The 25,113-nt window shown below is 36.8% G+C and carries 19 protein-coding genes and 1 tRNA gene; 9 read left to right on the top strand and 11 right to left on the bottom strand.

Annotated elements, in window-relative coordinates; genetic code table 11:
* Positions 1–11: 11 nt before the first annotated feature.
* On the bottom strand, positions 12–716 hold the full coding sequence (locus tag MN869_RS07645) for a Crp/Fnr family transcriptional regulator (protein ID WP_033133343.1): 705 nt from the start codon (positions 714–716) through the stop codon (positions 12–14).
* Between the two features lie 107 nt (positions 717–823).
* Here MN869_RS07645 and MN869_RS07640 point away from each other — a divergent pair, with 107 nt between their 5' ends.
* Positions 824–1,357, top strand: coding sequence for an Mpo1-like protein (locus MN869_RS07640; RefSeq protein ID WP_033133342.1), 534 nt, complete (start codon positions 824–826; stop codon positions 1,355–1,357).
* Between the two features lie 103 nt (positions 1,358–1,460).
* On the opposite strand, the gene MN869_RS07635 is transcribed toward MN869_RS07640, so the two are convergent.
* Positions 1,461–2,240 (bottom strand): alpha/beta hydrolase, encoded by a 780-nt coding sequence (locus MN869_RS07635; RefSeq protein ID WP_033133341.1) that lies wholly within the window; start codon positions 2,238–2,240, stop codon positions 1,461–1,463.
* A 102-nt stretch (positions 2,241–2,342) separates the two neighbouring features.
* On the opposite strand from MN869_RS07635, the gene MN869_RS07630 reads away from it, so the two are divergent.
* Complete coding sequence (locus tag MN869_RS07630) at positions 2,343–3,290, top strand: helix-turn-helix domain-containing protein (RefSeq protein WP_033133340.1); 948 nt, start codon at positions 2,343–2,345, stop codon at positions 3,288–3,290.
* A 51-nt stretch (positions 3,291–3,341) separates the two neighbouring features.
* Here MN869_RS07630 and ychF read toward each other — a convergent pair whose 3' ends face one another.
* From ychF to MN869_RS07595, 7 genes are all read right to left on the bottom strand, one after another.
* A complete protein-coding gene (gene ychF / locus MN869_RS07625) occupies positions 3,342–4,433 on the bottom strand; it encodes a redox-regulated ATPase YchF (RefSeq protein ID WP_005271118.1) in 1,092 nt (363 codons plus the stop codon).
* A gap of 99 nt (positions 4,434–4,532) precedes the next feature.
* On the bottom strand, positions 4,533–5,192 hold the full coding sequence (locus MN869_RS07620; RefSeq protein WP_004962596.1) for a methionine ABC transporter permease: 660 nt from the start codon (positions 5,190–5,192) through the stop codon (positions 4,533–4,535).
* Positions 5,173–6,243 carry an ATP-binding cassette domain-containing protein gene (locus MN869_RS07615; RefSeq protein ID WP_033133339.1) on the bottom strand — a complete coding sequence of 357 codons (1,071 nt, stop codon included), beginning with the start codon at positions 6,241–6,243 and terminating at the stop codon, positions 5,173–5,175. The genes MN869_RS07620 and MN869_RS07615 overlap by 20 nt, the downstream gene beginning before the upstream one ends.
* Positions 6,244–6,254: 11 nt before the next feature.
* The gene (locus MN869_RS07610) at positions 6,255–7,085 is read right to left on the bottom strand and encodes a MetQ/NlpA family ABC transporter substrate-binding protein (RefSeq protein WP_005189398.1); all 831 of its coding nucleotides are present in this window, start codon (positions 7,083–7,085) and stop codon (positions 6,255–6,257) included.
* A 27-nt stretch (positions 7,086–7,112) separates the two neighbouring features.
* Complete coding sequence (locus tag MN869_RS07605) at positions 7,113–8,525, bottom strand: LLM class flavin-dependent oxidoreductase (RefSeq protein ID WP_033133338.1); 1,413 nt, start codon at positions 8,523–8,525, stop codon at positions 7,113–7,115.
* Positions 8,525–9,748 (bottom strand): SfnB family sulfur acquisition oxidoreductase, encoded by a 1,224-nt coding sequence (locus tag MN869_RS07600; RefSeq protein WP_033133337.1) that lies wholly within the window; start codon positions 9,746–9,748, stop codon positions 8,525–8,527. The genes MN869_RS07605 and MN869_RS07600 overlap by 1 nt, the downstream gene beginning before the upstream one ends.
* Positions 9,749–9,761: 13 nt before the next feature.
* Positions 9,762–10,973 (bottom strand): SfnB family sulfur acquisition oxidoreductase, encoded by a 1,212-nt coding sequence (locus MN869_RS07595; RefSeq protein ID WP_243307024.1) that lies wholly within the window; start codon positions 10,971–10,973, stop codon positions 9,762–9,764.
* 358 nt (positions 10,974–11,331) lie between these two features.
* Here MN869_RS07595 and MN869_RS07590 point away from each other — a divergent pair, with 358 nt between their 5' ends.
* A complete protein-coding gene (locus MN869_RS07590; protein ID WP_033133335.1) occupies positions 11,332–12,102 on the top strand; it encodes a glutathione S-transferase family protein in 771 nt (256 codons plus the stop codon).
* A gap of 459 nt (positions 12,103–12,561) precedes the next feature.
* The gene (locus MN869_RS07585; RefSeq protein WP_004661600.1) at positions 12,562–13,032 is read left to right on the top strand and encodes an Lrp/AsnC family transcriptional regulator; all 471 of its coding nucleotides are present in this window, start codon (positions 12,562–12,564) and stop codon (positions 13,030–13,032) included.
* A gap of 44 nt (positions 13,033–13,076) precedes the next feature.
* Here the strand turns inward: MN869_RS07585 and MN869_RS07580 are convergent, their stop codons facing one another.
* Both MN869_RS07580 and MN869_RS07575 read right to left on the bottom strand, forming a co-directional pair.
* A complete protein-coding gene (locus tag MN869_RS07580) occupies positions 13,077–13,826 on the bottom strand; it encodes a YebC/PmpR family DNA-binding transcriptional regulator (protein WP_033133334.1) in 750 nt (249 codons plus the stop codon).
* A gap of 143 nt (positions 13,827–13,969) precedes the next feature.
* The gene (locus MN869_RS07575) at positions 13,970–14,527 is read right to left on the bottom strand and encodes a 1-acyl-sn-glycerol-3-phosphate acyltransferase (RefSeq protein ID WP_033133333.1); all 558 of its coding nucleotides are present in this window, start codon (positions 14,525–14,527) and stop codon (positions 13,970–13,972) included.
* A 265-nt stretch (positions 14,528–14,792) separates the two neighbouring features.
* On the opposite strand from MN869_RS07575, the gene MN869_RS07570 reads away from it, so the two are divergent.
* The 5 genes from MN869_RS07570 to MN869_RS07550 all read left to right on the top strand — a co-directional run bounded on the left by MN869_RS07570 (position 14,793) and on the right by MN869_RS07550 (position 24,553).
* A tRNA-Ile gene (locus tag MN869_RS07570) sits at positions 14,793–14,869 on the top strand.
* 1,159 nt (positions 14,870–16,028) lie between these two features.
* On the top strand, positions 16,029–16,301 hold the full coding sequence (locus tag MN869_RS07565; RefSeq protein ID WP_033133332.1) for a hypothetical protein: 273 nt from the start codon (positions 16,029–16,031) through the stop codon (positions 16,299–16,301).
* Positions 16,302–16,678: 377 nt separating this feature from the next.
* Positions 16,679–18,403 carry a DUF262 domain-containing protein gene (locus MN869_RS07560; RefSeq protein ID WP_033133331.1) on the top strand — a complete coding sequence of 575 codons (1,725 nt, stop codon included), beginning with the start codon at positions 16,679–16,681 and terminating at the stop codon, positions 18,401–18,403.
* A gap of 347 nt (positions 18,404–18,750) precedes the next feature.
* A complete protein-coding gene (locus tag MN869_RS07555) occupies positions 18,751–22,854 on the top strand; it encodes a hypothetical protein (RefSeq protein WP_243307020.1) in 4,104 nt (1,367 codons plus the stop codon).
* Between the two features lie 424 nt (positions 22,855–23,278).
* Positions 23,279–24,553: a hypothetical protein gene (locus MN869_RS07550; protein ID WP_243307019.1), complete on the top strand. Its 1,275-nt coding sequence runs from the start codon at positions 23,279–23,281 to the stop codon at positions 24,551–24,553.
* Positions 24,554–25,113: the final 560 nt, after the last annotated feature.

Genomic DNA, 25,113 nt, shown 5'->3' with positions numbered 1-25,113 from the left:
AGACATTATACTTACGTTTTTAGGTGACCGACTGTTGCCAATTTTCTAAGCCGATCTAAATCAATGACTTCGATTTTCTTAAAACCAAGCTGAATGACGCCTTGCTTTTCAAACAGGTTGAGCTCTTGATTTACAGTTTGTCGAGATACCGTCAACATATTGGCCAATTGGTCTTGAGAGATTTGAATACTAAAATCCTGAATAAAGGAACGATTGCCATAACCCTCTAAAATAAACAATAAGCGTTGTGCTAGGCGCTGGGTAATGCTTTGGGTTTGAATCGCAATTTGCTCTAAAAATACATAGCGTAGTTTTTGACTGGTCAGCAGGGCAAAGTAGTACCAGTAATACGGATTTTGCAGCAAGAAATCATTGAGTGGTTGTGCTGGTATTTGCAGCACCACGCTTTTCTTTAATGCAATCGCATCATGTGAGCGGGGTTGCTGGTCGATGAGGGAAATTTCACCAAACCACATGATCGGTTCCGCAATTGCAGCAATCGCTTCATTGCCATTGACGTCGATATAACCCAAGCTAATTGAGCCTTCCAATACGCCATAAACCCCATCAAATCGATCTTGCGCACTAAAAACGGCTGCATTTTTTTCGAAGATATGTTTCTTGCCATGTTCAATAATAAAATTTTGAAAAGGCTCGGCTAGGTGGCTAAACCATGAGTTTTGCTGCAAATGTTGGATATAAATCGAATCTAGCACAACGGGTTCCTTTGAGAAAAATAAATCCATTTGTCAGCTACATGACAACTTCGCTGCAATATTTCTTATAGATTAACAGCATAAACGAATTATATGAGGAATGAACAATGACAAATTTGGAACGTCTACTTAGTCAATATGCGGCTTATCACTTAGATCGAAATAATGTTGTGACCCATTTTGTGGGAATTCCCTTAATTGTTTTTTCTATTCTGTGCTTAACAGCGCGTGCTGGCGTAGAAATTTCGGGCTTTTCAATCACTTTGGCCATGTTGCTTATCGTTCTAAGCAGTATTTATTATATTTCACTGGATAAGTTATTCGGTATTTTGATGCTGATTTTATTTGTCTTGGCATATCCATTGGCTGTGAAAATTGCGGCTTTACCAATGTGGAGTTGGCTAGGTGCGAGTATTGGTATTTTTGTGGTGGGTTGGGTATTCCAATTTGTGGGCCATTATTTTGAAAAGAAAAAACCAGCCTTTGTTGATGATGTGATTGGTTTAGCCATCGGGCCATTATTTGTATTGGCAGAGTTTATCTTCTTGCTCGGATTCCGTAAGCCGTTGCATCAGCGCATTTTAAAAGAAGCCCAAATCAAACGTGCTGAAATGGATATGAAGCCGCAGACGGTATCTTAAGTCGTCAGTTTGATGTAAAAGCCGATATCAGGATGAGTCGGCTTTTTTTATTTGGATGAAAGAGCACTTATAGCGAGTGATATCAGTACGCTTTTGAAAACGGTTAAAGTTGAGCAATAAATTTCTGAATCGTTTCGATGACTAATTCGGGATATTCTCGGTGAGGGAAGTGTCCACACTGGGAGATAATATACGTTTCAGCGTGGGTATATTTGGCCAATCGTTTGGGTTGTTCTACACTGCCATATTCATCATGCCCGCCATGTATGATCAGCATTTTAGCGGAGACTGCCTGTAAATCTGATTGTAATGACCAATCTCGAAACTCAGCAGAAAGCCATGTTTCTGTCCAAGCATCTAAAACCCATTGTGCTTTTTCAGCATGATATTTTTCTAGGCGTTGCAGTTGTTCAGGTTGTTGAAAGTTTTTTTTAGCCGCAGTGATACCATCCAGTGTTTCCTGTTCAACATAGGCTTGTGCTGCAAGCGTGATGACTGCTGTACATCGTGAAGGATTTTGTGCTGCAAAGCTGACCGCCATACCACCACCGACGCTATGACCAAGTGCAATCACTTGTGGTATTTCAAGTTGATTTAAAAGTTCAATAATCACTTCGGCTTCTTGTTGAATAAAATGATGAGATAGCTTAGAGAGAATAGGATCAGATTTGCCAAAGCCCAAACGATCATAGGCAATCACGGTTCGGTGGGTTGCGATCGCAAGTTGTTCTGGAAAATCCCGCCAGAGTTGCACACTGCCCAGAGAATCATGAAGTAATAGGATTGGAATTTTATTATCTGTGTATTGTGGCTGCCATATTTTTAGAAAGACATGTGCATGCTTTATCGCAAGTATTTGTTCTGTGCTATGTAAAAGTGACATTGTAGTTGAGCCAAGTGTCTAAATTGATCAAAGAATAATAAAAAACGATTGATCTGATATAGCTATAATCGTGAATAAGGATAGTCTGATCGTGCCATTAAAATGAAAAAAATCGCCATTATTGTCTATGATGGGTGTTGGGCCATGAGTGTGATGATGCTGAAAGATTTCTTTCATGTCGTTAATTTACTATCAATCCGGCAAGGTCTAGCCGAAAGCTATCAAGTTGAGATGATCAGTCTAGATGGTTTAGCCAAAACAAGTGCCAGTGGTCCAAGTATCGAAGTCGATGACAAAGTTAGAAGGGAGACAACTTATGATTTAGTCATTCTTCCCAGTTTTGAAGGGAATCGGCTTATTCAGATCCAAGAAGAAAATAATGACTTGGTCGACTGGCTTACAAGTCAAATACAGCAACAAACACCAATTCTCGCGCTCACAACAGCTGCTTATTTTTTGGCGGCTACTCAACAATTGCAGCATGTCCTGCTTGCGACCCATTGGGCGTTTCTGAGAGAACTAAAACGGTTGTTTCCTCAAAGCTCCTTTACTGCCAATCGAAATTATTTGCAAAGTGAGCAGATTTATACGACAGGTACATTGCTTGGAACGTTTGATGCTTTGCTGGGCATTGTGGCACAACAGAAAGGGGATTATTTTGCACAACTCTGTGCCAGTCATTTGTTAATGCACGCTCCACAAGAACTCAATCCTGTACTGCCAAATTTTCGTAATCATTGTGATGAAGCGGTGTTGCAGGTGCAAGATTGGCTTGATATCAACTTTCCTCAGGAAAATCGTATTGCTGATTTGGCCAAGCAGTTTAATTTTAGTGAGCGAAATTTAAAACGGCGGTTTCAATTAGCGACACAGATTTCACCTAATCAATATTTACAGCAGGTGAGAGTGGATAAGGCCAAGAAACTATTATTAACCTCTGAGATGAATGTACAGCAGATTGCCTATCTAGTGGGTTATGAAAATGTCAGTTTCTTTATCCGCGTATTTAACAAAATAACAGGTTGCACCCCAAGCCAATGGCTAAAATAAAAAAACCGCCAATAAGATCGTTACTGGCGGTTTGGAAATCAAAACATTGATTTATACATTAAAACGGAAGTGTAAAACATCGCCATCTTGAACGATATAAGTTTTACCTTCTAAACGCCATTTACCTGCTTCTTTGGCACCGCTTTCACCGTTATATTGAATGAAGTCATCATATGCCACACATTCAGCACGGATAAAGCCTTTTTCGAAGTCAGTATGAATCACACCCGCTGCTTGTGGCGCAGTTGCACCAACTTTCACAGTCCAAGCACGAACTTCTTGTACACCCGCAGTGAAGTAAGTCTGTAAGCCAAGTAAGCTATAACCTGCACGAATCACCACGTTTAAGCCTGGTTCTTCCATACCCATCGCTTCCAAGAATTCAGCACGGTCTTCATCTTCTAATAATGAAATTTCAGCTTCGATCTGGTTGCAAAGGGGTACAACAATCGCATTCTCTTCAGCAGCAAGTTTTTTTACCGCTTCAAGATGTGGGTTATTTTCAAAACCGTCTTCTGCCACGTTGGCAATATACATGGTTGGTTTAAGCGTCATTAAACCGAAACCGCGAACGGCTTTACGTTCGTCATCAGAAAGGTCAGCTGCACGCGCTGGTTTACCTTCATCAAGTAAAGGTTGGATTTTTTCTAACACTGCTTTAGTTGCAAGCGCTTCTTTATCGCCACCTTTTGCCGCTTTAGTTAAACGTAATAACGCTTTTGCAACAGTATCAAGGTCCGCAAGTGCAAGTTCAGTATTGATGGTTGCGATGTCATCTAATGGGTCAATTTTACCATTTACGTGAATCACGTTTTCATCTTCAAAACAACGAACCACGTGTGCAATCGCATCTGTTTCACGGATATTGGCAAGGAATTGGTTACCCAAGCCTTCACCTTTTGATGCACCAGCAACCAAACCTGCGATATCAACAAATTCCATCGTGGTCGGGATAACACGTTGCGGTTTAACAATCGCTGTAAGTTTGTCTAGGCGTGGATCTGGAACAGGGACAATACCTGTATTCGGTTCAATGGTACAGAACGGAAAGTTTTCAGCTGCAATCGCTGCCTTTGTTAATGCATTGAACAATGTAGATTTACCTACGTTTGGCAGACCAACAATACCGCAATTAAAACCCATGAAACCACTCACAAATGTGTTATTTAAAAATTGCTGCTGATTTTACATGAAAGCCATGACAAAGTCAGGTCATGGCGAGTGCGGATTTTTATTTCGAGCTTAAACTTTGCGTTTATCGAGCTGTTTGGCAATATTATCGCCTGTGGTTTGTACCAACATGACCAAAACAATCAGGACTAAAATCACCGCCAGCATGACTTGCATATCAAAACGTTGATAGCCGTAACGATAGGCGATATCGCCCAAACCACCAGCACCAATGGCACCAGCAATGGCAGAGGAACTGATCATGGTGACAATGGTCACGGTAAAACCTGCAACAATTCCTGGCAAAGCTTCAGGAAGCAATACATGCCAAAGAATCTGCTTGCGGTTACAGCCCATCGCCTGTGCTGCTTCAATTAACCCTTGATCGACTTCACGTAGACTGACCTCTGCAATACGGGCAAAGAACGGAATAGCAGCAATGGTTAAGGGGACAATCGCAGCCAAGACGCCGTAACTGGTGCCGACGATCCATCGGGTAAATGGAATCAGAGCCACCATCAAAATCAGGAAGGGGACTGATCGAGTGATGTTAATGATCCAGCCTAAGGACTGATTGATTTTCTTGGAAGGATAAATCCCAAAATCTGCAGTACTCACCAAAATTAAGGCAATTGGCAGACCAATCAAAAAAGCGAGAATCGCAGAAACACCGACCATGATTAAAGTATCGGTGGTTCCTGTCAGTAATAGATCAATGAGTTGATTGTACATAACCGATCACCTCAAGTTGTGTTATTGCTGGATGTTTTTCAGATTGTGAGCGGTTTAGATCAAACTCGAGATTGCGAATCCCGATGATCAATGAGCCGATGGTACGCTGCTGAATGCTATCAATTTGACTGTAATACACCTGAACTGGACTATTAAAACCATCCAATAGTTCATATAAATCATGCACCGATTTCGATTCACTGACATATTTCAATTTTAAAATCTGATGCGTGCTCTGAGGCAGAATGGTTTGGCTCAACTCAAAGGGTAAATTCACCTGTTCAAAGTTGAGTAATTCCTGCGTGATCTGTTGTTGTGGATTGGAAAATACCGACCAGACTTGCCCGGCTTCAACAATTTCACCCTGATCAATTACAATCACCTGATCGCAAATCTCTTGGATGACCTGCATTTCATGGGTGATCAAGACGATGGTTAAACCAAGGTCCTGATTGATCTGTTTCAATAAGGACAGAATATTAGCGGTACTTTCAGGGTCCAGTGCTGAGGTGGCTTCATCACAGAGCAGGATCTCGGGCTGAGAAACCAAGGCTCGTGCTATACCAACACGTTGTTTCTGTCCACCAGACAATTGAGCAGGGTAATCATTTCGCTTTGCCTCTAATCCCACTAGCGTCAGTACCTCGGTGACGCGTTGTTCGATCTCAGCCTTGTCATAACCCGCAATACGGAGTGGTAAAGCTACGTTTTCCCACACCGTTTTGGCAGACATTAAATTAAAATGCTGAAAAATCATGCCAATTTTCTGCCGAGTTTTGATCAACTCGGCATGGCTGAGTTCAGCAATATTTTGCTGATGAATTAAAATACTACCTGTATCAATCGACTCTAAGCCATTTAAGGTACGCAGTAGGGATGATTTACCAGCGCCACTTTTTCCGATAATCCCAACAATCTGTGCTTTGGGAATATCAATACTAATGTTTTTTAAGGCATGTAAGCGTTGGCCCTGTACATCATAAAACTTATTTAAACCACGTATTTTTAGATGCGGGACTGAAAAATCGACCTGTGAACCAAAACTCACCATGATTGTTCTCCTTATTTCCAACCTGGGAACCACAAAGTCGGACCGAAATCACTATCCAATGCAGCTTTGACTTTAGGTGAGTTTTGATAAATCTCGACAAATTTCTGTAGTTTGTTGTCCTTGTCCTGATAATCATCACGCACCACAAATAAAATCGCATAACGTTTATTGGTGTTGTCATCAAACAATAAGGCACTTTCAGGATCAGCCGTCTTGGCTAAACGTAAGTAATGTGGATAGCCAAAAGCGAGATCAACATCATCAATGGCACGCGCAGTTTGCGGGCCTTCAACTTCAGTAAATTTCAGATTCTTCGGATTCGCTGTAATGTCTTTTAGTGCAGAAAGGTGATTGTTACTGTCTTTCAGTTCAATCAACTTGGCTTGTTGTAACAGTAATAGAGCACGGCCTTGATTGACAGGATCATTCGGAATCGCAACAGTTGCACCATTCGGGAGTTCATCAAAACTTTTATATTTTTTTGAATACAGTCCAACATGTGAAGCCGCACCTGCAGCAAATGACTTTAATTTAAAGCCAGTTTCTTTAATGGCATTATCCAAAAAGGGCTGATGCTGGAAAAAGTTCGCATCAATATCACCATGATTCAAAGTGATGTTAGGCGTATTCCAGTCGGAAAACTCGACCAATTTGACATTCAAACCTTGCTGTTTGGCTTCATCCACTGCAACTTGCAATGGATGGGCAAAAGAAGGACTGATCCCAATCACCAGTTCACTGCTATGGTTCTGTCTTTGTTTATTCCAAATCAATAGGGCAATAATCGCAACAACGACGACAAGGCCAATACCAAGCCATTTTTTAGAGGCTGTTTGAGCCATATATTTCTCCAATTCTTTTCTTAAATGTTAAGCACTAATTTCTTCAATTATTTTTAGGTCATCTGCGTTGTTATGCGTTCTACATCGGAACTGATCAGCAGGATGGCTTGCAGCTAAAAGATCGCCTTGGGCAAACAGTTTGTTCCGCAGTGAACCTGTCGCATATTTAGTTTTATAACGTCCACGTTGCTGTAACTCAGGAATTACCAGTCGAATGAAATCATGGTGTGATTCAGGTGCAACCGTACGGGTCAGGTTAAAACCATCAATGCCAGTTTGATCGAGTAGTTCAATCAGGTATTCCGCAACTTCAGCACCACTCCCTACAATCAGGGGATAACGTCCACCCAAAACATGCTGTGCTTTCAGGTCATTTTTGCTGATGCGCTGTTCTTTAAACTTTTCATTGACGGAAGCAATGCTGTTGCTCTTTTGATAAGGAATCGCTTCATCATCTGCAAACTTGGCAAGATCAATACCGACTGAACTGGCATAATGTGCTAAACCTGCTTCAGGGCTGGCATATTGACGATATTCAGCCAGTTTTTGCTGGGCGAGTTCATGTGTTTCCGCGACGACAACGGTAATGCCGACAAAGATTTTAATCGCATCTTCATCTCGACCTTGTTGCTGTGCTTGTAGTCGTATTTTATTAACTTGCTGACGAATCTTTTCAGGTTGATCGCCGCCAATAAAAATACATTCGGCATGACGCGTGGCAAACTGTAGTCCCTTCGGTGAAGCACCTGCTTGGAAGAGTGTTGGCGTACGTTGAACCGAAGGCGCTACCTGAAACACACCTTGGCTTTGGTAATATTGCCCTTGATGATTGATCGAGTGGACCTTGTTCGGATCAGTAAAAACGCGCTGTTGTTTATCTTTCTTTAAGGCATCATTTTCCCACGAACCTTCCCAATATTTATAGCAAAGCTGTAAAAACTCCTCGGCCTGATCGTAACGCGCATCATGATCTTTTAAACCTTTTTGCCCAATCAAACGTTCGGCACTATCCAGATAGCCTGTGACAATATTCCAGCCCAAACGACCTTGAGTTAAATGATCAAGACTGGCAAATCGCCGTGCAAATTGATAGGGCTGCTCATAACTGAGATTGACGGTCACACCAAAACTCAAATTCTGCGTGACCAAAGCCATCGCCGAAATTAGGGTAGAAGGATCATGGCTTGGCAGCTGAATCGATTCTTTTAAAGTCAGCTCAATCCCATTTTGATAGACATCATAAACACCTGTAATATCGGCTAGGAATAAACCATCAAACAAACCTTGTTCTAAGGTCTGTGCTAATTCGGTCCAATAACTCAGCTCATTAAAGCGATGTGATTGATCACGCGGATGCGTCCATAGGCCATGATTGATATGACCGACACAGTTCATATCAAAGGCATTTAACAAGATTTTTTTAGCGGTCGTTTGACTCATTACAAAGTCCCCCGACGTGGAGGCAGAATGCCATTCAACACATAGTTACCGATAAAGTAATATTTCCAGCGTGCAGCATCATGCAAGGTATGTACACGCGCATTACGCCAATGACGATCCAACCCATCAGCACGTTGACTGCCACGGCTGCCAGCTAATTCAATTAATTTTGATGAGGCTTTTAATGCAGTTTCCGTACTATGTGCACGTACTTTTGCCACATCAATTGAGGCTTTGGCTAAGGTCTCAGCATTGAGATCTTGTTTTGCAGCATCTACAGAGCGAGATGCTTGTTTGAGGAGTAATTCGCTGGCTTTGACATCGGTTGCCACACGACCTAATTCAGATAGGGTTAAAGGGTCTTGAGTAGCGGAATCAATAGTGGCATCAATCCATGGGCGGGCGACACGCACACGCGCTAGTGTTTCTTCAAACGCAGCACGGGCAATCCCGACTTCAATCGCGGCATGCATGATTTGGGCAAATGGCCCCACCAAAGATAGCTGCTTAAAGGCAGTATCAAAAGGAATCACATCCTCTTTGGTAACAAAGACCTGATTAAATTTGACTGTACCGCTGCCCGTGGTGCGTTGCCCAAAGCCAGACCAGTCATCAATCAGTTCTAATCCTTGACTGTCTCTTTGTACAAAAGCCAAAAACTCATTACCTGTTTCATCAAGCACTAGTGTTGGAATACGATGGGCGAATAGGCTGCCGGTGCAATAAAACTTTTCGCCTTGAATCAGATAACCGTTTTCGCTTGGAATCAATGTGGTTTGCTTATGTGCAGAGGTGCGGGTTTTAAATTCAGCCAGCGCATTACCAAAACGCGCACCTTGTAATACTTCTTGATAGAGGCGTTTCTTTTGCGCTTCCGTACCAGTATTGCGTAATACTTCCAATGCATAAAAATGGTTTTGTGGAATCTGACCGATTGAACCATCCGCACCGCTAAACAGCGCAATGACTTTGGCTACGGTTAGGCTGGAAACTTCTGCACCGCCATACTGTTTAGGTACCGTAATCGCCCATAAACCTGACTGACTATAGGCTTCAATTTCAGTAAACGGCAAGTTTCGATTGGCATCACGTTCAACCGCCGCGTGTTTAAACTGTTGACTGAGTTGAGTCGCAATTTCTAGGGCTTCGGCATCGCTCTGAATAACATGCGCCGCTTTAAAATTGGTTTTGGCAAAACCTTGTAATTCTTGATATGAGGTCATGATGATTTGCTCCTTAAATCCAGGCATGGCGGGCAGGGTGTGTACCATTAAGGTAATAGTCACCGATGGCATGGAATTTCCAACGCACAGGATCATGTAAGGTATGTACGCGAGCATTGCGCCAATGCTGATCAAGATTATGTTGGCTCAGGCTGGCACGGCTTCCACCAAGTTCGAGTAGTTTTTCGGAGATATGCAGGGCTGCATCATTGGCATAGATCTTTGCTTCAGCCACTAAAATTGAAGCACGAGCAGCTTGCTCGGTAGAAATCTCAGCAATTTGATCAAGTTCATCTAGATATTCGGCAGCATCGTCCAGTAATAAAATGGCAGCATCGAGCAGGATATTGAGTTTGCCAACTTCTTGCAGGGTGTAGTGTTCTTCACTGGCCTTTTCTACGCCTGCATCAATAATGGGACGTGCTTTACGAATGCTGGATAAGGTGTCATCAAAAGCGGCTTCAGCAATACCAACATCAATGGCAACCTGTAAAAGTTGAGAATACGCACCGCGAACATTTGGAGTGTCGGTAATAATGCGCTCATCAAAAAATAGTGCAGGATCAACGACAACATTGCGTAGTTTTACTGTTCCACTGGCTGTAGTACGTTGACCAAAGCCATTACAGTCATTAATCACTTCAACACCAGCAGCATGTCGATCAACAATTGCCAATACGGTATAGCCATCTGGATGCAAGGCACGAATCGCTAACCAGTCTGCAAAGCTGGTCCCAGTCGAATAAAACTTTTCTCCATTTAAAAAGTATTGCCCATTTTCCAAGCTTAACGTGGTTTGAATGGCTTTGGTGTCTTTAGAATTCTTTTCTGGTCCACCATTGGCGATGCGTTTGCCTGCCAAAATTTCAGTGTAGATAAACTGCTTTTGCGCATCTGAACCGGTGATATTAATAAAATTTAAAAGGCCGAATTGGTTTTGTGGAATTTGTCCAACATTGGCATCGGCTTTACTTAAAATACGAAACACGTGGGCTAAGGTTTTATTGGAGACAAAAGCACCACCATATTGTTGCGGTACACGGATTCCCCCCAGACCTTTTTGGCTAAACTGAATGATTTGTTCGGTGGGTAAAACACGATTTTGATCTCGATTATTTCGATCTTCTAATGCAAAGTCAGCAACTTGATAGGCAGCATTGATGGCCTGCTGATCATTTGAAATCAGTTGTGTTTGAACTTGAATCACTGATTGATTACTGGACATGTGAGCACCTCTAATAGATAAGAGACACTTTACAAAAGTTTTACTTTTCAACTAAACCATCAGTTATGGCTTGTATATCACAATAATTCCTAAGCATTTTTTATGAGAAAAATAACAGAAAAATTAATATTAAATATTAATATAAAACAATGACTTGAATTTTGTGCTGGTTTATTAAACAGTATAAAAATTTATTTTCTATGAATGAGAGGAATATTCTCACCATGAAAATTTATAAAGCGACTTCGCCAAAATTCAAAAAGATCGAACGAAAAGGACATTGTATTCATTAACTTTTACTTCTAAAGTAGGGAAAACCTTATGTTTGATCGAGTAGAAAAATAAATTTGGAGAGTTTATGCGGGTTTTATACCAATTTCCTTTGTCCCACTATTGTGAAAAAGCTCGCTGGTTGTTAGATCATAAGGAATTGGACTATGTGGCACATAATTTAATTCCAGGTTTCCATCGTGCGTTTACTTATCTAAAGTCTGGGCAATATTTATTGCCAATGCTGAAAGATGATAAGCGGTGGGTTGCTGATTCAACACAAATCGCTTTATATCTTGATACGACCTATCCTGAACATGCGTTATTGAGACGTGATGAGCAGTTACGTAAGCAAGCTTTAGAAATCGACAAATTGACTGATGAACTTGGTGTACATGTTCGTCGCTGGTCATTGGCACATGCACTGTCAGTGGGTGATCATCCACTTGAAATCATGATGGGTGAACAAGGCTATTTACGTCAGTTTGAGAAGATTTCGAAACCAATATTAAAAAGTCTGGTTTCGACCAACTATAAATTGAGCCCTGAAAAAGTTGCTCAATCCAAGTTACGTATGACCGAGTTAATTAGCGATCTGAATCAGCGTTTGATTGATAATCAAGGGCGTTATATGGTTGGTGATCGGCTTGGTTTAGCGGATATTTCAGTTTGTTCTATTCTTGCACCGTTATTGGTGATCAAAGGCACGCCTTGGGAACTCGAGAATGACGATATTGAACAGTTTGATGGCGAACTGAAGCAATATTATGACTATTTATCAGACCTACCGATTGGGCAATACGTTCAGCGTATTTACGCGACTGAGCGTAATGCACGCGTTGATTGGCGTGGTTTGTAAATCAAATTTTGAGTCGAAAAGCCCTGATGAATAAAAATCGGGGCTTTTTTATGGGAAAGAAAATTGAAAAACTATCGATAAAGCAAAAAATAATCAGGGAATAAAATTAGTTTTTAAAAGAAAATTCGTTTTAAGCAGAAAATATTAGAAATTATTGCCAAATTTACTTTAAAAAAATTGAAAAGAGGGAAATAATTATAAAAAGGCTTTGTTATCTTATGTTTCAGGGTGTGATGGGGATCGAAACAAGTTGTTCAACTATTGGGAGATCAGTTGAACAGTTGCTCAAAAGGTCTTGTTTCGGCTTTGAGACAAAGATAAACCAAAAGTTTATCGGAATCATGTTTGCGTTATCCATGCAGCATCGTCAAAAGTTAAACGAATGTTTTCCCTTGACCCTTAAAAATTACTGAGTGAGCAGTTCCGATAAAAACATCGATTGAAAGAGAGGACTGTAGAATGGAATTGGATCGTTTTGATAAACAAATTCTTGAAATTTTGACCCATGAAGATGTCAATCTGAATGAGCTATCAGAACGTATTAACCTTTCGGTTAGTTCAGTGCATCGACGCATTAAAAACCTGATTGAATCCCAAGTAATGGGACAGCTCAAACGAGAAATTAATTTTAATAAACTCGGTTTTAGTTTGCATATTCTTTTGCAGGTTTCGTTGAGCAAACACGACAGTGAAACTTTTGATAAGTTCTTACAAGAAATTGAAGATATACCAGAAGTGACCAATGCCTTTTTAGTGACAGGGCAGAGTGCCGATTTTATTTTGGAATTGGTGGCACGCAATATGGACGACTATAGTGAAATTCTATTACGACGTATTGGTAAGATTGATAGTGTCGTCGCACTACATTCAAGCTTCGTGATCAAAGAATATAATGTATTTAACTGCTATAAACTTTTAAATAAGCTATAAAAAAATGCATCTAAAAAGATGCATTTTTTTATCATCTAAAAGAATTAAGCATCAAGTTGCGCTAAAACTTCTTCAGAGAATTCAACGTTGGTATAGACGTTTTGAACATCGTCAAGATCTTCAAGCATATCAATCATTTTCAAGATTTGTTTCGCTTGATCGATATCTGTGATTTCAGCCTTAGTTGAAGGGCTCATTACAACTTCAGCATTGTCAGATTTTAAACCAGCTGCTGTAAGGGCATCCTGAACATCACCAAAGCTCTCTGGGCTAGTGATCACCAAGATACTGTCCTCATCAATCTCGATATCATCTGCACCAGCTTCTAAAGCAACTTCCATGACTTTGTCTTCTAAAGAAACATCTTCAAAAGAAATTTCACCGCGCTTGGTGAATAGGTAAGCCACCGAACCATTGGTACCTAAGTTACCATTGGTTTTAGAGAAACAATGACGAACATCTGGAACAGTACGGTTTAAGTTATCGGTCATGGTTTCAACGATAACCGCAACACCACCAACGCCATAACCTTCATAGGTAACTTCTTTTAAATCATCATTGTCTTCACCACCAGCACCACGTTGGATTGCACGGTTGATGGTGTCACGTGTCATATTCACAGACAGTGCTTTTTCAACTACAGCACGCAAACGAGGGTTACTCGCCGCATCTGGCCCGCCCAAACGTGCAGCGGTTACGATTTCACGGATGTATTTAGTAAAAACCTTACCGCGACTTGCATCTTGTTTAGCTTTACGATGCTTAATATTGGCCCATTTAGAATGACCCGCCATGGAAGTAACTCCAAAAAATAAAACTTAAAAAAAAGTGCAGGAATATTAGCATAGCGATGGTTTTGTTGAAAACTAGCATCGCTCATATTCAAACTTTAAAATCTTGATCAAGCGTCAAAGATTGATCAAATAGATTGGATTAATTAGCTAATTTTTACGTCTATGTCGTATTCCGCATAAAGCGCTTTGATCTTTTCCAGATCTTGTTGCAAATCGCTTGGGTAAATTTTACCTAAAATCCCGCCTTGTTTATTGCGTGCATTGGCATACATCAAAATAATTGGCACATTGGCAGCTTTGGCGATATGCCAAAAACCAGTGCGGATGGGTTTGCGTTCTTCACCATCTTTTGCACGTGTTGCTTCAGGCGCAATCACCAGATTAAAGCTGTCATTTTGATTAAACAGTTCAACCATTTGCGTCACGATATCTTTATTGGCTTTACGGTCGACAGGGATGCCACCTAAACGTTCTAAGATTGGTTTTAGAGGGCCTTTGAATAATTCTTTTTTGATTAAGGTATGAATTTTGAGTTCTAAAATTTCAAATAAAGCGAGGGAGAGGATGGTATCCAGATTCGATGTATGCTCAAAGCCAATAATGACTTGTTTTTTTTCTAAAATGCTTGGGTCTACGTTATATTCCCAACCTGTTGCTTTAAAAATAGATTTTCCTAAAAATTTTTTCATGTTTATCATCATAGGCTTTGAGTCGCAGCAGTGTAATACGAGTTTTCAGGAAAATACATATCCTAAAACACCAGATGAAAAAAATTGGATGTCTTATTAATGATCAAAATAGTGCAATATGATCTTTACTCAAGCTGGGAAGATCAGATAGAATCAGCGCAGTTTATGATTTTTAACATTATTTTCGTAATTTGATAAAATCATCTGCTTGTAACTTAAGTTAAATTTGACTAAGATCAGGCAGCATTAATCATACATAAAATATGATTTAAGTTTAGGGCCTATAGCTCAGTTGGTTAGAGCAGCGGACTCATAATCCGTTGGTCCCGTGTTCAAGTCACGGTGGGCCCACCATATTCAACCTCGTAACTCTTTGAGTTATGGGGTTTTTTAATGCTTACTATTTTTAGACCATCGGATTTTTCGGTCTATTTGGTGGTCCATCCGTTCGATAGTCCGATGTTCTATCTGTTTGATTGCCTACATAGCGCCGACATATTTCCCTATTGCACGTTTTCTAGTACTTCGGTGTTGCACACGATTTACAAGTAATATGCATCCTCTATGTTCTAGGTCATTGTCGCGTAAAACGTGTGAAAAGAGAAATTGTTTGGGGGATTTAGACTTTCGGTTGTTTTACCATTTTCTCCTATGGGTTTAGTGAGGTATGGCTAGAGATAGGGGAGTTAAGCTATTGGGATTGTTACTAATTACGCAGAACTGCTTTATCGTAGGAGAAAAATCGGAATAAATCTATTTATCATGTCTCAAAAACTCTTCTTAGCCATAATTATAATGATAAACCTTTAGTTGAAGCTGTTTCACTGAGGTTGGCCAATATCTTTGGTCAAGATCTGGTTTTTCATGACTCAGGGTCTATTTAACCTGATCACGGCATTATTGATCAAATGAATAAAAGGCTTGAAGCACCTGAGTTTGTCTTCTTCTTAGTATCTTCCAAGAGTTTGAAAGTGATATGGTAAAAATTGGAATGGCAAAATACACCTTATTTACCAAGTAAGGGGAAAACACACCTGTTTCCAATCACAGTTGATGGTTGTAAAATGCCTACTTTGTAAAAAAATACTATTTATCGATATATACTATTGGACTTGAAGCTACTATTGCTCAAATAGTTAGTGTGACATAAGGAAATACTTCTTTTACTCCTCAATTTCAAAATTTCTCTAACTCCACTTACAGTTTTATTAAATTTGAAGATAGTACTTTTGAAATTAAAATCACTTCTTCATATATTAAAGCTTATTAAGAAAATAAAAATATTTAGAAGTTTTAAAGTTTTAATTTAGTATTTTTTAAATATTGAGAAATAATTGAAAAAAAAGATATGTATGGTTATTTTTGAATAAACTATTGAAAATTTAATCACTATGAAGCATAGTATGGAAAAATTCACAAGTTAAAATGTGTACAGCTATTGTATTTAATTGTCGGTATAGTATTTTATCTAGAGTTTTAATTTATTTTGTTTGATTTTTTAAGGGTAAGTGATATGGCGCATATCAAATGTGAAAAATGTAGTTATAAAGAAGAAGCTAATAAAACATTTTTCTTAAAAGTAATGGGTACGGCATTTGTTGGTGGGGGATTTTGGGCATGGGTTTCATTTTTCTTTGCAGGAACAGGTTTTGCTTTTGCAATTTGTGTGGCAATTGTTACTGGGGGAGTAGCGCTGCTCGCATTTTCTGATCAGATTACAAAATGGGTATCTGAAAAATATTCTTGTCCAAAGTGCAAAAGTAGAAATTGGAAATTAATTAAATAGCTCAATTATAGTAATATGTGAGTTTAATTACTTTTATTTAGAGTTGAAATTTTAGATCGATTAAATAATTAATCAAACCACCTTATAGCTAGATTTCCACAAATAAGTTACTTCAGTTTACGTACTTTCTAGAAGCTGAAAGTAACTTATTTCTGCATGATGTAGCAGAATTTTTGTACGGGAGTTTTTTTATGGTGAAGAAAAACTTGGGAAGTGCATTAAGCTATATCGGGTTGTATAGAGATCTTTAGGGTGGAGTTTTGTTATTTTTAGCAAAATTTTCCATAAAAGATTTATTATTTTGATTTTAAATGCTTAATGCTTTCTAGCATCTTGCTCTCTAAGCTAATTAATTTTGTTGTGAAAGTAGATATAAAATGATTGAAAGTGAAAAATTATATGTGGGTGAGCTCTTTGGAAAATGGTACAGAATACCTGAGTATCAAAGGCCTTATGTTTGGGGCAAGGATCAAATAGCTGAGCTTTTACAAGATTTAAGTGATGCTATGAATCGTGATGAGAATGCCCAGTACTTTTTAGGGTCAATGGTTTTACAGAAGAAAATTACTGAAAAAAACAATACCAATTATGTCGAGTATGATGTACTTGATGGCCAGCAGAGATTAACGACCCTTTTCTTGCTAATCTCTGTGATTCGTGACTTAACAGAGGATGAAGACTGTCTTAAAACTTGTAAAGAAATTATTTTCCAAAAGAAAAATCTATTTACGAATACTCCTGAGCGACTGAGAGTAGTATTTGATATTAGGCAAGAAGTTAAAGATTTCATTGATGACTGCGTTAAAGAAGAAAAAAGTACACTTAAAATAACTTCATCACTTATTGAAAATTATGGCAAGGATACTGATCTTTCAGTAATCAATATGTCTAAAAATATAGTTCAAATACGAGACTATTTTGAAGAACATCAAAATTTTGACCAATTTGCTATTTTTTTAATTAATAAAGTGCTGATGATTTATGTAGGATCTGAAGAGCTTGATGATGCCTTTAGATTATTTACGGTTATGAATAATCGAGGTGTTAAACTTCGTAGTAGTGATATTTTAAAAGCAAGTAATTTAGCTCTAGTTTCTAATCATGATGAAAGAGTGAAAGCTGCAAAAAATTGGGAAGAAGCTGAAAACTATTTTGGTGAAGATTTTGATGAGTTTCTCTCTCATTTACGTTCAATTTTAGTTAAAAAGAAAGCAATGGTCAGTCTTTTGAAAGAGTATGAAGATAGTATTTATGCGCCTAGGGAATATGATCGTTCAAATAAAACCACTAAAAATTTACCTCCTTTGTTAAATAAAGGGATGGATACTTTTAACTTTATTGATAAATACAGAAAGCATTACATTGAAATATTTGACAATAATCACTATGAGTTGTCAAAGAGTTTTGAATTAAATAACTTGCTTGTAATGATGAAAGCAGGGTTTGAATCAGATTTTTGGATTGCTCCATTGTTAAAGTATTACGACAAATTTGGTAGTCACCAACTAATTCGTTTCGTAAAATCATTAGACAATGCATTTGCTTATGATTGGTTGGTGGGTTTAACACCAACGAGTCGAATAGAGAATGTGAATAATTGGATGGAAAATATAGACACGAAAACTAGCGAAGAAGTCATTCAAATATTGAAAAAGCATATAGATCAATTAGAATTAGCTATCGAGTTAGATAAAAAAATTTATGGTAGAAGAGCTGCTAAATATCTAATGCTAAAATTGGATTGTATATTGCATGGGCATACAACTAAATTAGACTTTCCAAGTACGATTAGCATAGAGCATATTCTTCCGCAAACACCAAATAGCGATAGCCAATGGTTAAATGACTTTACCGATGAAGAACGTAATTATGCAAAAGATAGACTGGGAAATTTGGTATTAATCTCGAGACGAAAAAATTCCTCTCAGAATAACCGTGATTATTCTGATAAAAAGAAAAAATATTTTCAAGGAAATATTGAACTATTCAGTAATTCAATCAGAATTTTCCAACAATTTGATACTTGGACAAACTCTGATTTTGCTAAAAACCATGCAGATGTGAAAAAAAAGTTAATTAGTCATTTTACTTCTTACTCATAATGTATTGAAACGCCCTAGATAAATTATTTTTTAGAGGTTATTTAAAGATATAGCTTTCATTTTACTGTCCAATACGTTGTACGCAAAGTGAGCATGATATTTGCGGTCTATAAAAATTCTTTGCATTCCTGCGGTCTATTTTTGCTGTCCTGTAGTAGACCGCTGTCATTATTTCATAGTGTGTGAAGAGATGATGTACTTTGAGAGATTTGCCTATAGAGAGTATTTCAGTATACTTTGAAAGATAGGATTTACATTCAGACTGAAAATTTGTATATGAACTATGAAAATCTAAATTGAAGAATTATATGATATTTGGCTTAAGTCACTTATTTTTATAATGGACAATGAAAGAGTTTCAATGTAAAAAGAATTGTATTGATATTTTTTACTTGTTTGATATGACTCCGAATTTTTACCTGCAAAGAAAGCTTTATGATTATGAAAAGGAGTACTCTGAGTTAGAAATTATTCAGAAATTTCAAATAATAATTATTTTAGCAGAGCCAGGTGCTGGAAAAACTTCACTTCTAGAAAGTTTTTCCAACCAACTAAATGTAAAAAAGAAATCAGCGAACACATTTATCAATAGAAATAACCAAGATAGAAATTCAATTTTAATTATTGATGCTCTAGATGAGCTGGTCAGAATAGATCAATCAGCCGTAAGTAATCTACTTGGAAAGGCAGCAGATCTAGAACCCAAAAAAATAATTATTTCAAGTAGATCAAGTGAGTGGGAAGAGTCTTATACTAGTTTGGTCAGAGAAAACTTTGAAATAGAACCAAGAGTTTTCCGTTTATTTCCTTTTAACGAATCAGAACAACAGCAAATTTTTGAAAATTATAAGCCACTGGAAGATTTCAAAAAATTTGAATCAGAAGTCACAAAATATAATTTGGAACCTTTACTTTCCAATCCCCAATTTTTGAAAATCTTTGCCGATGCATATATTGAAAGTAATCGAGTTTTTTCTGATCGAAAATTTATATTTAATCATGCAGTTAAGGCCTCAGCAAAAGAGTCAAATAATGCTTTTAACTTTAGGAATGACTTACCAATACAAAGAAAACTGGAATTTACAGAAGAAATATTTGCAAAAATATTATTATCAGGCGCAGAGGGAGTAAGCACTAATCCAAATGATCATGACACTTTATATCCTAGAATAGATACACTAATTACGTTGGATAGTGTAGAACAATATTTATCTTTATTGTCGAGTAAACTTTTTAAGTTAGCAGACAATGTTAGCCTACATCAACCTAGTCATAAAATTATTGCTGAATTTACAGCTGCTAATTATTTAGTAAAAAGAATTAATGCCAATCGTAATAATATCTCATTACATCAATGTCTATCGATTATTGCGCCAAATGGAATAGTGCGAGATGAGTTAAGAGGTCTCGTAGCGTGGATGGCAGCTTTAGGTAATAAATCTATACAAGAGACATTAATTAATATTGATCCTTATGCGGTATTAGCAAACGGAGACCCCTCTCAACTTCTTTCTTCATCAAAAAAATTTTTATTAGAAAAGTTAACGTGCCTTGTAGAAGAAGATCCTTATTTTCGTCGGAGTGATATGGGGAGAACTTTCTCTATTTCTGGATTTTTTGATGATAACTCTATATCCATAATTAAATCGATATTAGTTGAATCCAATAAGGGGTTACTACGTGGGTTAATTTTGGAATTAATAGAAAATTCAATAATTCTTAAATCTTTAATTCTTGAATTAGAAGGGATTTTGCTAAATAAGGAAGTTGATCAATATATAAGAGAATTAGCTGGAATAAGGTTAAAGGAAATAGCTGATTATGAAATAGTTCTGACTATTGAAAGACTCATAGAACAAGGAGAAAAATCATCATTAAATATAGTAGTAAATTTGATGGATGATATTGATGTTAATTATTTTTCTTATGATCTAATTTTAGAATTTCTAGAAAAATGTACTTTGTTATACCCCCAAAAAAATATTGGACAAGACAGAACTATAGGTGAACGCTATTTTGTTAAAAACTTCATTAACAATCTTAATTATGAATTAGTTATAAGACTTCTTGATAGTCTAACTTATGGGCTTTGTTGTACGTGTAACAAAGAACCATACGACTGTTTTTGTCGTAATGGAATAAGTAAAGTTATCGGAATGCTTCTAGATCATTATTTTAAAATAGAAAAAAATTCTTATGATCCTCAAAGAATATGGATTTGGTTAAGAAATCTAAATTTCCATAGTGGAAAGAGTGAAGAAGACAGCACTGCTGTAAAAGTATTACAAAATGAAGATAATTTACGCCATAGCCTTATAAAGTTAGCATTTGAAGGTGTAACTTCTACTGATGATATATATCAAGTAATTTCTAGGAAACTGTCATTATATACTCATTCTGGTTTGAGTCTAAAATTTCAAGATTACTATTTTATTCTGGATTTTGCTTTTGCAAATAATAATGTAAAATTATGGTCTTATTTTGTACAACCCCATCAATTTTATGCAAAAAATAAAGCTGAGGTTAATTATGAGCAGCGTAGATATGCAAAGTTACAAGCAGCTAAAAATATTAACTTTTTGAAAGAATGGACTAAAAATAATTTAGCCTCCAAGGAAAGTTTTAAAAATACTCAAGCTATAATTAATAGTCGTCGTATGAAAAATGGAAAATTTAAACAGCAAATGCTAAGAAATAAAAATATTCAATATATTCAGAATAATCGTGAGTTGATAGAAAGTGGCAAGCATTGGAGCTGCTTGTTGGATTTTGCTAACTTAACATTAAATAATCCAGGAAGAATTATTCAGGAATTTGGTGATGAAAATTTAGTAAAGGCATCACTTAAAAACTGTTTACCATTTATAGAATCTCATGTACCTAATTTAAATGAACTGGCTAAAGCACATTGTAGTTCTACTAGATACCATTCAGAAGTTATTTTACATGCAGCTTGTCTAGAGATATTTAGAGAAAAAGGAAACCTTGATGGCGTTAAATTGAAATTATTACAAGCATTGCGGACAGGTATTGTTCATCGGCCATATACTGTTAATGAGAATGAACATAAGGCATTTAGAAATGAAGTTGATCGAATCCTTTTCCCAGATTATGAGAGTCGGCTAAGATTTTTAAAAGATTATATTGAACATCAGTTGACCTACAATAATAGTGAATATACACAAGTTGGGTGGTTACGTTACAGTGATACATTCAGAGAATTTCAAGCAACGTTACCATTAGAATGGCTTATTAAATATCCAAATATTAGTATAGCTACGTCAAAAACATTATTCGATTTAAGTGCACAATTCTGTGATAAAAATCAATTGAAAAAATTAGTTCTCCTACGGTGTGAGGAATTAAATGAACAACTTATAACACATGCTGTTGATTTAGAAAGCATAAAATCGAAATTAATTTTCTGGTTTATAAGAGCATTTTTTTTTCTTGATGAGGCTGAGATAGTTTCTTATTGGGGGGTTTTAAAAGAGCAAGAAAAAACGATATTTCTTCTAAGCGATCGAGATGAAGGTATTCGTCATGGAGATCACCCGTTTTGGCCTATATTAACTCCTACTAAAATTTGGTGGATTCTAGACACATTTATAGATCAGTGGCCTAAAGTTAGTCTACCTGATTCTTGGGGTACTGGGGATCCACCTAATGAGATAGCATATAGATTTATAAGTAATATAATTTGGAAATTTACAAAGCATATTTCTGAAAAATCATTATTTATTGTGAATAATTTAATTTTAGATTCTAGATTCGAAGCCATGCGATTAGATCTAAAAAGTATTCGGTCAACACTTATAAGAAACCTTGCTTTAACAAACTTTAAGGCACCATCTCCAGAAGAAATTGTTAAGTTTTTGGATAATGAAGAGGTGGTAACAGTAGAAGGGTTGAGGGCATTAATTTTAGAAGAGCTAGAGTTCTATCAAAATGATCTTAGAGGAGGAGATACAACATCACCTTCACTTTTTTACCATAAGCAATATGATGGATCGACTTTTTCGAAATATATTCATTTAAATGAAGTGGATGCCACCAAGATTGTTGCTGATAGATTGAAATTAAGACTTTCAACTAAAGGGGTCATTGTAACTTTAGAACATCAGATGCAACATACAAATCGTTGCGATATAACCTTTGCCAAAGTTATTGAGAATGAAAGAAAACTTTTAATGCTAGAGTCAAAAGGCCAATGGCATAAAGACTTGTATAAGGCGGCATCAACTCAATTATCTCAGCGATATTCAATTCACCCTGATGCTGAACACCAAGGAATATATTTTGTATTATGGTTTGGTACCAATGAAAAAGTGGCTAATATCACTAATCATGGGATTAGTTCAGCTCAAGAGCTAAAATTAATTTTAGAGAACGAATTACCAAGTGAATTAAAGGGTCGTATTGATATCTTTGTATTAGATGTTTCTTTATGAACTTGTTGCATTGAGTATATTTGATATGGGTTAGTTCAGATTTATTCTAGGTTTTGATCACAGCCTTAAGTCATTATGTGTTTCCAATGGTGCAATTGTCTTCACTAAGCTTAGGATGTGTCATTGTAATTATTGCAAAATGTTCAACTTTAAGATGATGCTTTATAAAATCTGAATGGAAGGGGGCTTAACTCAATCTCAGGTTTGCAGTCTTAAGTTTTAATTTTGATTTCAATGTGATCTATTATGGTCAGTTCTTTGTTTGACACAGTCATCTTAAAAACTAAAATCATATATTATAATTTGTGATAAGTTGCAAATTAGTTATATGAGAAATTGGATAAATTTATATATTTTAGCTATCTATAACAATTGGGTGAATTTTGTCTTAAACTTAAGATTACTTTGTAAAAGGATAAAAATGATGAGTTCGCATGCAATTTTAATTGGGGAAGATGAGAAACGTCCTTTGCTAGAAATTTCAGCTCTAGCTTGTAAGCATGAAAAAGTATATAAAAAAATTCCCTTTTTAGATGCTCTTTCAAATATTGCTTCTGTTGCAGCGCAAGCAGCGCCTGCATTAATGACAGCAACCGAAGTAGCAAATAAGCATATTATGGAAGTTGTAATTCATGGAGATTTAGCTAAAGCTGCTGATGGAAATGGTTTAAGAGCATTTTCTAGAGCTACAAATGGAAAATTTACAGAACATGCTCGCTTATATCATGCTGATTCATTATCCAAGTTAGTAAATGCTGCTGCTGTCTGGCAGATCGCCTCTGTAGTCGTTGCACAAAAGCATTTGGCCGACATTAATAAAAAACTAGAAGATTTAAAGGATAGTGTAGAGCGGATAAGTGATTTACAGCAAACTGAACGTGAAGCAAGAATTCAGGCAATCTTTGATAGCTTAAAAGAGAAGATCGAATTCTTAACTTTTGCAAATCCAGAACAACGCAAAGTTATTCTTAATTCTTCTATTTTATCAAAATATGATGATGATCTAAAACAGATCTACTATCACCTTAAAACAGATTTAGAGAAATATGGTCTAAAAAAAGTAGAGCATAAGGAAATATTTGGAACAGCAGACCTAAAAATAGATATTGATAAAAAAGTAAAAGAAGTAAATGAATTTGCTGAGCTAGCATATCTGTGTTTAAGTTTGCGTCTAATTTGTTGTCATCTTATGAATCACCTTGGGGATATGGATGCAATCAAAGAATTGATTCAAAAACGTATTCTAAATGAGTTAGAACATTTAACATTGTTAAATACTCAGTTAAAAGAAAATATTACCAGTGAAATTAACGCTATGAATTCTTGGACTAATAAGGCTCAGAAAGTAGTAAGTGATCATAAGGGAAAAATTGCTGCGTCAGTGTTAACTGTCACTTTAGGGCCTATAGGTTTGATAGCTAGTATGGGTTTAACTACTACAGTAACTATGACTGGTATTGCTGTTGATCAAAAATTGAAAAAACAAGTTGGTATTTTGGAGAAGAGAAAACTAGAGTTACTACAAGCTGTAGAGCAATTTTCAGTGAACTTCACTGAAAAAAGTATGTTTGCCATGAAAATAGCAGAGCAAGGTATTCAGGCTTTAATGGAAAATGAACCTCCAATCACATTAGCTTTTCAGAAATTAGATGATCAATATCTACTATGTCTGAACACAGGAGAAAAAATCGCAGTCTAATATAGTACCAGTTTTTAGTAGTCTTTATTAAATAAGGCTACTTTTGTGTATTCAATTTAATTGCAGTGAAAATTTGATGGTTTTCCAACTCATACCATTATGAACTGAATAACTTTATTTTAATTTTTGATCATAGCATTAAAGCTATTGATTCTGAGATGACGTGTTTATATTTTCTTAAGGACTAAACTGATTTAGGCTCGATATTGGATCCATACAATAGTTATAATCTGACTTATAGTTAGGCTATTTTCAATTTTATAGTCGATAAGAAATAGTTTTGGATAAATTTTCTATTGGGAGAGTTTAGAGGGGGGATTTATAGTGAAAATTTTGGGTAAAATCCTTGCTGGATAAGGGGAAATAGCCAAATTTAGGGGGCTTATATAAGAGTATCTACAATTACAAAATTTCCTTTATATCGGGAATAGTTTGAGATAGTACGTTGTAAACGTTGAATATAGTCGAATGAATTTGATATACAAGAAAAAATAGATCAAACGGTCGTGAGCATGAATCAATATTAGATTAATCCGAAATAAAAAAACGGTTCGGTTACA

Origin of the sequence: Acinetobacter sp. NIPH1876, assembly GCF_022808535.1 — a bacterium.
In the GTDB taxonomy this organism is placed as follows: domain Bacteria; phylum Pseudomonadota; class Gammaproteobacteria; order Pseudomonadales; family Moraxellaceae; genus Acinetobacter; species Acinetobacter higginsii.
This window is presented reverse-complemented; position numbering and strand designations above follow the sequence as displayed.

Excerpts from the sequence above, each read along its gene's own strand:
- MN869_RS07640 (WP_033133342.1), top strand. The coding sequence starts at position 824 with ATGACAAATTTGGAACGTCTACTTAGTCAATATGCGGCTTATCACTTA.
- MN869_RS07635 (WP_033133341.1), bottom strand. The coding sequence starts at position 2,240 with ATGTCACTTTTACATAGCACAGAACAAATACTTGCGATAAAGCATGCA.
- MN869_RS07630 (WP_033133340.1), top strand. The coding sequence starts at position 2,343 with ATGAAAAAAATCGCCATTATTGTCTATGATGGGTGTTGGGCCATGAGT.
- ychF (WP_005271118.1), bottom strand. The coding sequence starts at position 4,433 with ATGGGTTTTAATTGCGGTATTGTTGGTCTGCCAAACGTAGGTAAATCT.
- MN869_RS07620 (WP_004962596.1), bottom strand. The coding sequence starts at position 5,192 with ATGTACAATCAACTCATTGATCTATTACTGACAGGAACCACCGATACT.
- MN869_RS07615 (WP_033133339.1), bottom strand. The coding sequence starts at position 6,243 with ATGGTGAGTTTTGGTTCACAGGTCGATTTTTCAGTCCCGCATCTAAAA.
- MN869_RS07610 (WP_005189398.1), bottom strand. The coding sequence starts at position 7,085 with ATGGCTCAAACAGCCTCTAAAAAATGGCTTGGTATTGGCCTTGTCGTC.
- MN869_RS07605 (WP_033133338.1), bottom strand. The coding sequence starts at position 8,525 with ATGAGTCAAACGACCGCTAAAAAAATCTTGTTAAATGCCTTTGATATG.
- MN869_RS07600 (WP_033133337.1), bottom strand. The coding sequence starts at position 9,748 with ATGACCTCATATCAAGAATTACAAGGTTTTGCCAAAACCAATTTTAAA.
- MN869_RS07595 (WP_243307024.1), bottom strand. The coding sequence starts at position 10,973 with ATGTCCAGTAATCAATCAGTGATTCAAGTTCAAACACAACTGATTTCA.
- MN869_RS07590 (WP_033133335.1), top strand. The coding sequence starts at position 11,332 with ATGCGGGTTTTATACCAATTTCCTTTGTCCCACTATTGTGAAAAAGCT.
- MN869_RS07585 (WP_004661600.1), top strand. The coding sequence starts at position 12,562 with ATGGAATTGGATCGTTTTGATAAACAAATTCTTGAAATTTTGACCCAT.
- MN869_RS07580 (WP_033133334.1), bottom strand. The coding sequence starts at position 13,826 with ATGGCGGGTCATTCTAAATGGGCCAATATTAAGCATCGTAAAGCTAAA.
- MN869_RS07575 (WP_033133333.1), bottom strand. The coding sequence starts at position 14,527 with ATGATGATAAACATGAAAAAATTTTTAGGAAAATCTATTTTTAAAGCA.
- MN869_RS07565 (WP_033133332.1), top strand. The coding sequence starts at position 16,029 with ATGGCGCATATCAAATGTGAAAAATGTAGTTATAAAGAAGAAGCTAAT.
- MN869_RS07560 (WP_033133331.1), top strand. The coding sequence starts at position 16,679 with ATGATTGAAAGTGAAAAATTATATGTGGGTGAGCTCTTTGGAAAATGG.
- MN869_RS07555 (WP_243307020.1), top strand. The coding sequence starts at position 18,751 with ATGAAAGAGTTTCAATGTAAAAAGAATTGTATTGATATTTTTTACTTG.
- MN869_RS07550 (WP_243307019.1), top strand. The coding sequence starts at position 23,279 with ATGAGTTCGCATGCAATTTTAATTGGGGAAGATGAGAAACGTCCTTTG.